The 12,458-nt window shown below is 66.9% G+C and carries 11 protein-coding genes and 1 riboswitch; of the genes, 6 read left to right on the forward strand and 5 right to left on the reverse strand.

Going from position 1 to position 12,458, the window contains the following annotated elements; genetic code table 11:
• Positions 1–19: 19 nt before the first annotated feature.
• The 3 genes from EUB48_RS02260 to EUB48_RS02270 all read right to left on the reverse strand — a co-directional run bounded on the left by EUB48_RS02260 (position 20) and on the right by EUB48_RS02270 (position 4,606).
• Entirely contained in the window at positions 20–838 is an 819-nt protein-coding gene (locus EUB48_RS02260; protein ID WP_142817429.1) for an HAD-IIB family hydrolase, read from the reverse strand.
• A complete protein-coding gene (locus EUB48_RS02265) occupies positions 838–2,475 on the reverse strand; it encodes a peptide chain release factor 3 (RefSeq protein ID WP_142817430.1) in 1,638 nt (545 codons plus the stop codon). The genes EUB48_RS02260 and EUB48_RS02265 overlap by 1 nt, the downstream gene beginning before the upstream one ends.
• Positions 2,476–2,596: 121 nt before the next feature.
• Positions 2,597–4,606, reverse strand: coding sequence for a heavy metal translocating P-type ATPase (locus tag EUB48_RS02270; protein ID WP_244618302.1), 2,010 nt, complete (start codon positions 4,604–4,606; stop codon positions 2,597–2,599).
• An 88-nt stretch (positions 4,607–4,694) separates the two neighbouring features.
• On the opposite strand from EUB48_RS02270, the gene cadR reads away from it, so the two are divergent.
• From cadR to EUB48_RS02300, 6 genes are all read left to right on the forward strand, one after another.
• Positions 4,695–5,141, forward strand: a complete 447-nt coding sequence (gene cadR, locus EUB48_RS02275; RefSeq protein ID WP_142817432.1) for a Cd(II)/Pb(II)-responsive transcriptional regulator — start codon at positions 4,695–4,697, stop codon at positions 5,139–5,141.
• A gap of 85 nt (positions 5,142–5,226) precedes the next feature.
• On the forward strand, positions 5,227–5,733 hold the full coding sequence (locus tag EUB48_RS02280) for a TspO/MBR family protein (protein ID WP_210411685.1): 507 nt from the start codon (positions 5,227–5,229) through the stop codon (positions 5,731–5,733).
• A gap of 61 nt (positions 5,734–5,794) precedes the next feature.
• Positions 5,795–5,892, forward strand: a riboswitch (S-adenosyl-L-homocysteine riboswitch).
• Between the two features lie 63 nt (positions 5,893–5,955).
• Entirely contained in the window at positions 5,956–7,389 is a 1,434-nt protein-coding gene (gene ahcY, locus EUB48_RS02285; RefSeq protein WP_142817433.1) for an adenosylhomocysteinase, read from the forward strand.
• A 4-nt stretch (positions 7,390–7,393) separates the two neighbouring features.
• The gene (locus tag EUB48_RS02290) at positions 7,394–8,185 is read left to right on the forward strand and encodes a TlyA family RNA methyltransferase (RefSeq protein ID WP_142817434.1); all 792 of its coding nucleotides are present in this window, start codon (positions 7,394–7,396) and stop codon (positions 8,183–8,185) included.
• The gene (metF, locus tag EUB48_RS02295; protein ID WP_142817435.1) at positions 8,182–9,021 is read left to right on the forward strand and encodes a methylenetetrahydrofolate reductase [NAD(P)H]; all 840 of its coding nucleotides are present in this window, start codon (positions 8,182–8,184) and stop codon (positions 9,019–9,021) included. Before EUB48_RS02290 ends, metF begins: the two co-directional genes overlap by 4 nt.
• A gap of 73 nt (positions 9,022–9,094) precedes the next feature.
• Entirely contained in the window at positions 9,095–10,372 is a 1,278-nt protein-coding gene (locus tag EUB48_RS02300) for an O-acetylhomoserine aminocarboxypropyltransferase/cysteine synthase family protein (protein ID WP_142817436.1), read from the forward strand.
• Positions 10,373–10,396: 24 nt separating this feature from the next.
• Here EUB48_RS02300 and EUB48_RS02305 read toward each other — a convergent pair whose 3' ends face one another.
• A complete protein-coding gene (locus EUB48_RS02305) occupies positions 10,397–11,293 on the reverse strand; it encodes a DMT family transporter (protein WP_142817437.1) in 897 nt (298 codons plus the stop codon).
• A 24-nt stretch (positions 11,294–11,317) separates the two neighbouring features.
• Positions 11,318–12,421, reverse strand: a complete 1,104-nt coding sequence (gene paaE / locus EUB48_RS02310; protein ID WP_142817438.1) for a 1,2-phenylacetyl-CoA epoxidase subunit PaaE — start codon at positions 12,419–12,421, stop codon at positions 11,318–11,320.
• Positions 12,422–12,458: the final 37 nt, after the last annotated feature.

Here is a 12,458-nt window from a genome sequence, read left to right on the forward strand (position 1 = left end):
AGCGCGCACCGTGCTGGCGCTAGCCATCAGGATTCAAAAGGGTGCGCGCCAGCTCCGCAAAGCCCGCGCCGCGTTCACCCTGCGTGACGTAGCGCGGCGGGTGCGCGAGTTCGGCCTCGAAGCGCCGGATGTTGGCCACGCCCACGCTGTGCGGGAAATGCTCGAACATGATCTGGTCGTTGGTCGAGTCGCCCACATACACCCAGCGGTCGATCTCCGCGTCGAGCTCACGATGGAATAGTTCGCGCACGATCCAGCGCGCGCCGGCCAGCTTGTTGTGTTCGCCGAACCAGCCGTTGATGTGGATGCTGCTGACCGTGGCGGTCATGCCCTCGCGCTGCATCAGGGCCACGACCTGGGCAATCCGCTCGGGCGGCAGGTGCGCGAACTCGCCATGGTCGATCGCGATGTCGGTTTCGCGGCCGGCCGAGTCCTGCGCCAGCGTCGCGCCGGGGATCTCGCGCAGCACGCGCTGCGCCACCTGCTGCATGCGTGCGCAGTTGGCGGTGCGCGTGGTGGCATCCTGTTGGTACAGTTTTGATAGCGAACTGTGAAGACCTGGTATGGGCTTTCGGCCGTTTTCATTCAATGTCAATGCGACCGAACCATTCTCGGCCACGATCGCGTCGACCGGCCAGGCGCGTGCAAAGGGCTCGCTCCAACCGACCGGCCGCCCGGTGATCGGGATCACGTGCAGGCCGGCGGCCTTCAGCGCGTGCAGCGCCGCGAGGGCATCGGGCGTGATCGCACCGTCGGTGGTCAGTGTGTCGTCGATGTCGGTGAAAACGCCGACGATGTGGCGGCGCGCCGCCGCTGGCCAGTCGGCAAGCGGTTTCATCAGCCAGCGCTTTGCAACGCCAGCCCCGCATGCTCGCGCAGCGGATGGAAATGGATCTTCGGAAAGCGCTCCTGCGCCAGCCGCACGTCGTAGGGCGAGGTGCACAGGTAGGCCAGCGTGTTGGCGGCGTCCCGTGCCATGCGCGCCGGGTAGGCATTGACGAACTCTTTCAATTCGGCGGGCGTGTCGGCGGTGATCCAGCGTGCGCCGGTGTACTGGCAACCCTCCAGCCGCACATCGCAGTCGTACTCGCCCTTCAGGCGGTGCTGCACCACTTCGAACTGCAACTGGCCGACCGCACCGAGCAGCATCGGGCCGCCGATCTCGGGGCGGAACACCTGGATCGCGCCTTCCTCGCCGAGCTGCGCCAGGCCCTGCTGCAGCTGCTTGGTGCGCAGCGGGTTCTTCAGGATCACGGTCATGAACAGCTCGGGCGCGAAGAACGGCAGGCCGGTGAACTGCAGCGAGGCGCCATCGGTGATGGTGTCGCCGAGCTGCACGCCGCCGTGCGTGGTGAAGCCGATGATGTCGCCCGCATAGGCCTCATCGACCGCCTCGCGCCGCTGCGACAGGAAGGTCACCACGCTGGTCGGGCGCAGCTCCTTGCCGGTGCGCTGCACGCGCAGCTTCATGCCCGGCGTGTACTTGCCCGAGGCCATGCGCACGAAGGCGATGCGGTCGCGGTGGTTCGCGTCCATGTTGGCCTGCACCTTGAACACCACGCCGGCAAAGTCCTTGTCCTCGGGCTGGATCACCCGCGTCACCGGCTGGCGATTCACCAGCGTGGTGCTGGTGCGCGGCTGCGGCGGGGGCGCCAGATCCACCAGCGCGTCGAGCACTTCCATGACCCCGAAGTTGTTCACGCCGGAGCCGAAGAATACCGGCGTCTGCTTGCCCGCCAGGAAGGCCTCGCGGTCCCAGGCGGGCGAGGCGCCAGCGGCCAGTTCCATGCTCTGCTCGGCGGTTTCGAACTCGTGGCCGAAGCGCTGGAGCAGTGCGGTGCGGTCGCTCAGCGGGATCGTTTCGAAGTCCTGCGGCAGGCGCTCGCTGCCCGAGTCGAACACCGTCATGGTCTGCGTGCGCAGGTTCATGATGCCGCCGAAGCTCTTGCCCTGGCCGACCGGCCAGGTCATCGGCACGCAGGGCATGCCGAGTTCGCGCTCCACCTCGTCGAGGATGTCGAGCGGCTCGCGCACCTCGCGGTCCATCTTGTTGACGAAGGTGATGATGGGCGTGTCGCGCTGGCGGCAGACCTCGATCAGGCGGCGTGTCTGCGCCTCCACGCCGTTCGCCGCGTCGATCACCATCAGCGCTGAATCGACGGCGGTGAGCACACGGTAGGTGTCCTCGGAAAAGTCCTTGTGGCCGGGCGTGTCGAGCAGGTTGATCACGTGGTCGCGGTACAGCATCTGCATGACGGAGGAGGCCACCGAGATGCCGCGCTGCTTCTCGATCTCCATCCAGTCGGAGGTGGCGTGGCGCGAGGCCTTGCGCGCCTTCACCGAGCCGGCGATCTGGATCGCGCCCGAGAACAGCAGCAGCTTTTCCGTCAGCGTGGTCTTGCCGGCGTCGGGGTGGGAGATGATGGCGAAGGTGCGGCGGCGCCGGGTTTCATCGAGGTAAGAGGCGTGCTGCATGCGGTCGATTTCTTGAATAGGTGCGGATGGGTGTAACGTGTGGCGTCATTTTCGCTTATGCCCAAACCAGCCCTAAAGTCGGCGTTTCCGTCAAGAGGCACTTGAATGCCCGCGAACGGCGTCAAGCAGCCGCGGTCTTGCGCCTCAGCAGCCGCAGGCCGTTCGCAATCACCAGCAGTGTCGCGCCCACGTCGGCAAACACCGCCATCCACATCGTCGCACTGCCCGCCAGGGCGAGAACGATGAAGACGGCCTTGATGCCGAGCGCCAGCGAAATGTTCTGCACCAGCACGGCGTGGGTCCTGCGCGAGAGCCGGATGGCTTCCGGGATGCAGCGCAGGTCGTCGTTCATGATGACCACGTCCGCGGCCTCCATGGCGGTGTCGCTGCCGGCCGCGCCCATCGCGAAGCCGGTGTCGGATTGCGCCAGCGCCGGTGCGTCGTTGATGCCGTCGCCGGCCATGCCGGTGGCGCCGAAGCGTTGTTGCAGGGCCCGGATTTGCGCGAGCTTGTCCTGCGGCAACAGATGGCCGTGTGATTCCTCGATGCCGGCCTGCAGGGCGATGGTGCCGGCGGTCGCGCGGTTGTCGCCGCTCAGCATGATCGTGGCGACACCCAGCGCCTTCAGTTCCGCGACGGCCTGGCGCGACGACGCCTTGATCGTGTCGGCGACCGCAAAGATCGCCACCACGGCATTCTCATCGGCCAGCAGCGTGACGGTGCGGCCCTGCCTTTCATGCACCTCGAGTGCCGCCTCGATCGCAGGGCTGCACTGCTGGCGCTCCTCGATCAGCCGGTGATTGCCGAGCACGTAGGTGTGGCCGTCGATGGCTCCTTGCGTGCCGCGGCCTGCCAGCGCGGTGAAGCCGTCGATCTTGTGCGCCCGACACGCCAACCCTTGCGCGATGGCCTTCGAGACGGGATGGTCGGAGCGCTCGGCCAGGCTCATGGCAATGCGTGCAATGCCGTCTTTATCGGCCCCCGGCTCAAGCGTGGCCCATTCGACCAGTCGGGGCCGGCCTTCGGTGACGGTGCCCGTCTTGTCCAGCGCCATCGCCTTCAGGAAGCGCATGCCTTCGAGGTAGCTGCCGCCCTTGATCAAAATGCCGCGCCGCGCCGCGGCCGCGAGCGCGCTGACCACGGTGACCGGCGTCGATATCACCAGGGCGCAGGGGCAGGCGACGACCAGGAGCACCAGCGCCTTGTAGAGCGCCGCCAGCCAGGTCAGGCCCATGAGCCACGGCGTCAGCAGCGCGGTGGCCAGCGCCAGCAGGAACACGGACGGCGTGTAGATCGCCGCAAAGCGATCGACCAGGCGCTGTGTCGGCGCGCGCGTTCCCTGCGCCTGCTCGACGGCGTGGATGATGCGGGCCAGCGTGGTGTTGGCGGCCGCCGCCGTGACGCGGAACTGCAGCTCGCCGGTCAGGTTGATGGTGCCCGCGAAAATCATGTCGCTCACGGTGCGGTCCACGGGCAGGCTCTCTCCGGTGATCGGGGCCTGATTCACGGCGCTGCGGCCTGCGGTGATGATGCCGTCGAGCGGCACGCGCGCGCCGGGGCGGATACGCACGATCGCGTCCAGCGCGACATCGGCGGCGTGTACGGCCGCCCATCGCTGGTCCGCCTGCAGCACCTCCGCCTGTTCGGGCGCGAGCGCCACCAGGCTCTGGATGGCGTGGCGCGCGCGGCCGGCGGCACGCGCCTCGATCAGCTCGGCAATGGCATACAGCGCCATGACCATGGCCGCTTCCGGCCACTGGCCGATGACGAAGGCGCCTGTCACGGCCACGCTCATCAGCGCGTTGATGCCCAGCCTGCCCCGGCGCAGCGCATTGATGCCGCTGGCATAGGTCTCGGCGCCCGCGAGCCAGATCGCGACGGCCGCGATGGCCAGCCCCGCATATTTCAGCGAGGTGACGTCGCCGGCGAAGAAATGCAGCGCCTCCGCGCCGATCGCCAGCGCGAGCGCGGCGCCCAGGCGCGCAACGCCCGTTGGCTGGTCGTGATCGTGATCATGCCCCGCGTGAGCGTCATGCGTCCCCTGCGGCGGGGGCGTTGGCGGCGTCGCGCTCACGGGCGCGCAGCACCCGTCTGCGCTACCGGGGGCGGGGGTGTGTCTGGTTTCGGCCATGGGGTGGTTTCTCATCTGGCCTCTATTGAAAACCCTGTAGCCGGTATAGAGTCAAGCAGTTTCAAAATGGCCTCGAAAGGAGCTGCCTGTGAAGATCGGCGAACTGGCCCGGGCGACGCTCACCCCGCTGGAGACCATCCGTTTTTACGAACGTGAAGGCCTGCTGCCGCCAGCGGGCCGCACCGACGGCAACTACCGTATCTACGGCCACGAGCATGTCGAGCGGCTGACCTTTATCCGCCACTGCCGCACGCTCGATATGGCACTCGGCGAGATTCGCGCGCTGTTGCGCTTCAAGGCCTCGCCGCAGGAGAACTGCATGGCGGTCAACGAGCTGCTGGATGCGCATATCGGCCATGTGGCGCAGCGTATCCGCGAGTTGCGATCGCTTGAAAAACAGCTGAAGGTGCTGCGCCAGCAATGCAGCGAGGCCAACGCGGCCGCCGACTGCGGCATTCTCAAGGGGTTGTCGGGCGAGATGGTGGCAGACCGCCCCGCGCCGAAAAGCCGAAAGCATGTGCAGGGCACGCATTAGAGGCGGCCTTTGCTGCGACTCATCGGCTTGCCGGACCAGGGCGTAGTGATAATGTTCAGGGCGTCCCCTCTCATTTTTTAGACCCATGCCAACCACTACCCTGCAGCCGCATTCCCGTCAGATGCAACTCCTGGGGCTCGTTGCCTGGCTTGTCCTCTCGTTTGTGGCGGCCGGTGTCGGCGCCATTGCATCGGTCGAGGCGGCATCGTTCTACGCGCAACTCATGCGGCCGTCGTGGGCGCCGCCGGCGTCCGTCTTCGGGCCGGTCTGGTCGGTCCTCTACGCACTCATGGGCGTGGCCGCATGGCTGGTGTGGCGCGAGCGGGGGGCAACGCGAGAGGCGCTCACGCTGTTCGTCGCGCAACTGGCCGCCAATGCACTGTGGTCGTGGCTTTTCTTCGCCTGGCACCAGGGGGCGCTGGCGTCCGCAGAGGTGCTGGTGTTGCTGCTGCTCATCGCCGCCACCATCGTCGCGTTCTGGCGCATCCGCCGTTTGGCCGCGGTGCTCATGCTGCCGTACCTGGTGTGGGTGTCTTTTGCATCGGCGCTGACCTGGTCCATCTGGCAAAGCAACCCCGGGCTTCTCCAGTGAGTCCTGTCGCGGCCAGGGTCCATCCCAACCCCGTCGTCTGAGCTTCACGCTAAAATACGCCACTTCCGAGGAGCGTTGCAGTTCACACCATGTGGACGAGGCTCGGACAGCATGGCTTGCCAAACCCGGCGCGCCGTGCATCAACTGCGCTCACCCACGGGTCTGTGCGGTGAGTTTTTCCCCGCAGCCCGTGGTTGTTCAAATTCATTTTTGGAGTTAACCATGAGCGCTGTTCTCAAACCTGCCACCCACCAAGATTCCGTTGTTGCCGACCTGTCGCTGGCCGCCTGGGGCCGCAAGGAACTCAATATTGCCCAGACCGAGATGCCCGGCCTGATGGCCATCCGCGAGGAATTCGCCAAGTCCCAGCCGCTCAAGGGCGCGCGCATCACCGGCTCGTTGCATATGACGATCCAGACCGGCGTGCTGATCGAGACGCTGCAGGCGCTCGGTGCGCAGGTGCGCTGGGCCTCATGCAACATCTTTTCGACGCAGGACCATGCTGCCGCCGCGATCGCCGCCCAGGGCACGCCGGTATTCGCCATCAAGGGCGAGTCGCTCACCGACTACTGGGACTACACCCACCGCATCTTCGACTTCGGCGCCAAGGGCACGCCCGGTGAAGGGCCGAACATGATCCTGGACGACGGCGGCGACGCCACGCTGCTGATGCACCTGGGCCAGCGCGCCGAGAAGGATCTGGGCGTGCTGGCCCACCCGACCAGCGAGGAAGAACGCATCCTCTACGCCGCGATCAAGGCCAAGCTGGCCGTCGATGCCAACTGGTACACGCGCAAGTCGGCCGAAATCATCGGCGTGACCGAGGAGACCACCACCGGCGTGCACCGCCTGAACGAGATGAGCGCCAAGGGCACCTTGCTGTTCCGCGCCATCAACGTGAACGACTCGGTCACCAAGAGCAAGTTCGACAACCTGTACGGCTGCCGCGAATCGCTGGTGGACGGCATCAAGCGCGCCACCGACGTGATGATCGCCGGCAAGGTGGCTTGCGTGGCCGGCTACGGCGACGTGGGCAAGGGCTCGGCGCAGGCGCTGCGCGCGCTGTCGGCGCAAGTGTGGGTCACGGAAATCGACCCGATCAACGCGCTGCAGGCCGCGATGGAAGGCTACAAGGTCGTGACCATGGCGTACGCCGCCGACAAGGCCGACATCTTCGTCACCACCACCGGCAACAAGAACGTTATCACGCACGACACCATGGTCGCCATGAAGGACCAGGCGATCGTCTGCAACATCGGCCACTTCGACAACGAGATCGATGTCGCGTCGATCGAGAAGTACGAGTGGGAAGAGATCAAGCCGCAGGTGGACCACATCACCTTCCCCGATGGCAAGAAGATCATCCTGCTGGCCAAGGGCCGCCTGGTGAACCTGGGCTGCGGCACGGGCCACCCGAGCTTCGTGATGTCGTCTTCGTTCGCCAACCAGACCATCGCGCAGATCGAACTCTTCACCAAGCCCGACGCCTACCAGGCCGGCAAGGTCTATGTGCTGCCCAAGCACCTCGACGAGAAGGTGGCGCGCCTGCACCTGAAGAAGGTCGGCGCCATGCTGACCGAGCTGACCGACGAGCAGGCCGCCTACATCGGCGTGAGCAAGAACGGCCCGTACAAGGCCGACAGCTACCGCTATTGAACAGATGCGCGCCGACCAGTTGCTGCAGGGACGCGGCCTTGCCACGTCGCGTTCGCAGGCCCAGCGCCTGATCGCGGCGGGCGTGCGCTGGCAGCCCGCCATGACGCACGCCGCGGCCTGGAAAACCATCGCCAAGAACAGCGACGACGTGCCCGCGGACGCGCGCATTGAACTGCTCGACGCCGCCGAGGCGCGCTACGTCTCGCGCGGCGGCCTCAAGCTGGAGGGCGCGCTGCGCCAGAGCGGTTTGAGCGTGGCCGGCAAGCGCTGCCTGGACGTGGGCCAGTCGACCGGGGGCTTTACCGATTGCCTGCTGCAGCACGGCGCGGCCGGCGTGGTCGGCGTGGATGTGGGCCATGGCCAGTTGCACCCGGCCCTGCGCGGCGACGCGCGCGTGTTCTGCATCGAGGGCGTCAACGCCCGCGCCCTGGATGCTACTGATTTAATAGCTGATAGCGAAGACGTGGCGGGGGCTGCGGCCTCATTTGATGCAAATTTTGAGGTGATCGTGGGCGACCTGTCGTTCATCTCGCTCACGCTGGTGTTGCCCGCGCTGGTGCCCCTGCTGGCGCCGCAGGGCGCGCTGCTGATGCTGGTCAAGCCGCAGTTCGAGCTGCAACCGGGGCAGGTCGGCAAGGGCGGCATCGTCAAGGACGCCACGCTCTACACCCTGGTCGAGCAGCGCATTCGCGACAGCCTGGCGTCCCTGCAGATGCAGGTGCTGGGCTGGTATGACAGCGCCATCACCGGCGGCGACGGCAACCGCGAGTTTTTTGTTTACGCCACCAAACCATGAACCCTCCTTCCACCCTCCCGGTCAGTTTTGAATTCTTTCCGCCGAAAACGCCCGAGGGCGTTGAGAAGCTGCGTGTGGTGCGCCAGGCCCTGTATGCGCAAAAGCCCGAGTTTTGCTCGGTGACTTACGGTGCGGGCGGCTCCACGCAGGAAGGCACTTTTGCCACGGTGCGCGACATCCTGGCCGAAGGCGTAGCCGCTGCCTCGCATTTTTCCTGTATCGGCGCGACCCGCGCCTCGGTGCGCGAGCAACTGGGTCAGCTCCGGGCCATGAAGGTGAAGCGGCTGGTGGCTTTGCGCGGCGACCTGCCCAGCGGCTACGGCGCCGGCAGCGAGTTCCACCATGCCAGCGACCTGGTCGCCTTTATCCGCGCGGAAACGGGCCACCACTTTCACATCGAGGTCGCCGCCTACCCCGAGATGCACCCGCAGGCCAAGTCGCCGCAGGCGGACCTGCAGGCCTTCGCCACCAAGGTCAAGGCGGGCGCCGACTCGGCCATCACGCAGTACTTCTACAGCGCCTCGGCCTACCTGCGTTTCATGGACGAGACGCGCAAGCTCGGCGTCGATGTGCCGGTGGTCCCCGGCATCATGCCGATCACCAGCTCCACGCAGCTGATGCGCTTTTCCGATGCCTGCGGCGCCGAAATCCCGCGCTGGATTCGCCTGCGCCTGCAAGGCTTTGGCGACGACACGGCGAGCATCCGCGCCTTTGGCCTGGACGTGGTGACCGACCTGTGCATGCTGCTGCGCGGTGCCGGCGTGCCGGGGCTGCACTTCTACACGATGAACCAGTCGGTCGCCACGCTGGAAATCTGCCGCCGGCTGGGGTTATGAGCTTGTAACGTTTTGATCGTCGACAGCGGGTCGAGGACGGTCTAGGATGGTCGACTTTTGTGGAGAACAACGAATGAAGATTGAAACCCTCGCCGTGCATGCGGGCTACAGCCCCGATCCCACCACCAAGTCGGTGGCGGTGCCGATCTACCAGACCGTGGCCTACGCGTTCGACGACACGCAGCACGGCGCCGACCTGTTCGACCTCAAGGTGGCGGGCAATATCTACACCCGCATCATGAATCCGACCACGGCGGTGCTCGAAGCGCGCGTGGCGGCGCTGGAGGGCGGCGTGGGCGCGCTCGCGGTGGCCTCCGGCATGACGGCCGTCTCCTATTCGATCCAGACCATTACCGCGTCCGGCGACAACATCGTGTCGGCTTCTACTTTGTATGGCGGCTCCTACAACCTGTTCGCCCACACCTTTCCGCAAATGGGCATCGAGGTGCGTTTTGCCGACTACCGTGACCCGGCCTCGTTTGCCAGGCTGATCGACGCCCGCACCAAGGCGATCTTTTGCGAGTCCATCGGCAACCCGCTGGGCAACGTGACCGACCTGGCCGCGCTGGCCAGGGTCGCGCACGACCACGGCGTGCCGCTGATCGTGGACAACACCGTGCCCAGCCCGTACCTGTGCCGTCCGTTCGAGCATGGGGCCGACATCGTGGTGCATGCGCTGACCAAGTACCTGGGCGGCCATGGCACCAGCCTGGGCGGCGCGATCGTCGATTCGGGCAAGTTCCCGTGGGCCGAGCACAAGGAGCGCTTCAAGCGCCTGAACGAGCCCGACGTGAGCTACCACGGCGTGGTCTACACCGAGGCCTTCGGCCCGGCCGCCTACATCGGCCGCGCGCGCGTGGTGCCGCTGCGCAACCTGGGCGGCGCGCTGAGCCCGATGAACGCGTTCCAGATCCTGCAGGGCATCGAGACGCTGCCGCTGCGCATGGACCGCATCTGCGAGAACAGCCTGCGCATTGCGCAGCATCTGCAGGCGCATCCCAAGGTGGCCACGGTGAACTACGCCGGCCTGCCCGAGCACCCCGACCATGCGCTGGTCAAGAAGCTCATGGGTGGGCGCGCCTCGGGCATCATCAGCTTTGGCCTGAAGGCGCCCGACGGCCGCGCGGCCGGCGCCCGTTTTCAGGACGCGCTCAAGCTATTCCTGCGGCTGGTGAATATCGGCGACACCAAATCGCTGGCCTGCCATCCGGCCTCGACCACGCACCGCCAGCTCGACCCGCAGGAGCTGGCCAAGGCCGGCGTCTCGGAAAACATGGTGCGCCTGTCGGTCGGCATCGAGCATATCGATGACCTGCTGGAAGACCTGGACCAGGCGCTGGCCGCGGTCTGACGCAGCGTGGGGCGGCCCCGGCCGTCAGTCGGACCGGCGGTTGACCAGATAGATGCCGGGCAGCACCAGCGCCATGCCCACGGCGTGGTAGCCGTGCACCGGCTCGCCCAGCACCAGCCAGGCCAGGATGGCCGCATACAGCGGCCCGAGGTAGAGCACCACGCTGACGCGCGCGGCGCCCAGCTCGCGCAGCATGACCGAATAGGCGAGATACGCGGCGAAGCCCGGCAGCACGGCGGCCGCCAGCGCCAGCTCGAATCCGGCCCTTGAGAATGCGGGAACGGGGCTGAAGGCGGCCTCCCAGGCGGCAAACGGCAGCAGCACCGCCACGCCGGCCAGGCTGACGACGCCGAGCCGGGCGCCGTCCCCGAGCGGGCTGGGCCAGCGCTTGAGCAGCAGCGAGTAAAACGTCCACGCCACGGTGGCGGCCAGGATCCAGGCGTCGCCCACCGACCACTGCACCTTGGCCAGCTGTGCCCATTCGCCCTTGAGCACCACGTGCAGCACGCCCGCCAGCGCCAGCGCCACGCCGCACGCCTGCACGGCGCTGAACGGCTCCTTCAGCCAGAGCCGGGAGATCACGACGATCATCACCGGCGACAGCGCGTAGATCAGCGCGATGTTGGTGGCGCTGGTAGTGTGCCCGCCCAGGTAGACCCAGGCGCCGCAGATCCACATGCCCAGTGCGCCGAGCACGACGCTGTGGCGCCAGTCGGCGAGGACGAGCCGGCGCTGCGCCCACAACTCGGTGCGTGCGAAAAAGCAGAAAAGCAGCCCCGCCGTGAGCCAGCGCTGCAGCGCCAGCACGTGCGGCTCGATCACGCCGGGCGCGCGGCGCGCGATCAGGTAGTTGACGGACCAGAAGGCAGGGGTGATGAAAATCAGTGCAACGGCGAGGCGCTGGCGGGAACGTGAAGACATGCCGCCATTATTGCGGGTGCGCTTTCAACGCTCGTCGTAGCTCACCACCAGCCGGTCCGTCAACGGCCGCGCCTGGCAGGTCAGCACAAAGCCCTTGTCCATCTCCCAGGGCTCGAGCGTGAAGTTCTTGTCCATCCGGACCTCGCCCTCGATCACCTTGGCGCGGCAGGTGCAGCAGACGCCCGCCTTGCACGAGTAGGGCAGATCCAGCCCCGCGGCCAGCGCCGCATCGAGCACATGGTCGTCCCGCCCCATGCGCAGTTCGTTCGGTTTGCCGTCGAGCATCACGGTCAGTGCGACGGTTCCGCCCCCGGCCTTTTGCTGGCCGGCAGCCACGGCGGCCCGGCGCTCGGCCGGGGCCAGCGCTTCCAGGGTGGGCGAGGTAAAGCGTTCGGTGTGAATCTGCCGCTGCGGCACGCCGGCCGCCAGCAGCGCAGCCTCGGTGTCCTCGATCATGGCCTCGGGGCCGCAGATGAACACCTCGTCCATGCTGCCCACGGGCAGCAGCGCGGCGATGACGGCGCGCACCTTGTCGCCGTCAATGCGGCCCTGCAGCAACTCCACCTCCTGCGCCTGGCGCGACAGCACATGGATCAGCGTGAGGCGCGAGGGGTAGCGGTCTTTCAGGTCCTGCAGCGTTTCGTTGAACATCACGCTGGCCATGCGGCGGTTGCCGTAGACCAGCGTGAATTTGGATTCGGGCTGCTCCTCCAGTGTGGAGGCCATGATGGACAGGATGGGCGTGATGCCGGAGCCCGCCGCAAACCCCACGCGGTGCAGGGCGCGCGGCCGGCGCACGCCAAAGCGCCCGTCGGGCGGCATCACTTCAATCGTGTCGCCGGCCTTGAGCCGGGTCGCGGCCCAGTTCGAGAACACGCCGCCGTCCATCGGGCGAATGCCGACCTCCACCTCGTGCGCAACGTTTAGCCGGCTGCGCGGACAGCAGATGGAGTAGCTGCGGCGTACCGACTCGCCGTCGATGTCGGCGCGCAGCGTCAGGAACTGGCCGGGCTCGAACGCAAAGGTCTCGCGCAGCGCGGGCGGAATGGCCAGCGTGACGGCCACGGCGCCGGCTGCTTCGGGGCTGATGCGCGAGACGGTGAGCTCATGAAAATGGGGGATGGCCATGGGGTGGGGCGCTGTTGCGAGCGTGCGGTGTGTGGGG

This window comes from Rhodoferax sediminis, assembly GCF_006970865.1.
Classification (GTDB): domain Bacteria; phylum Pseudomonadota; class Gammaproteobacteria; order Burkholderiales; family Burkholderiaceae_C; genus Rhodoferax_A; species Rhodoferax_A sediminis.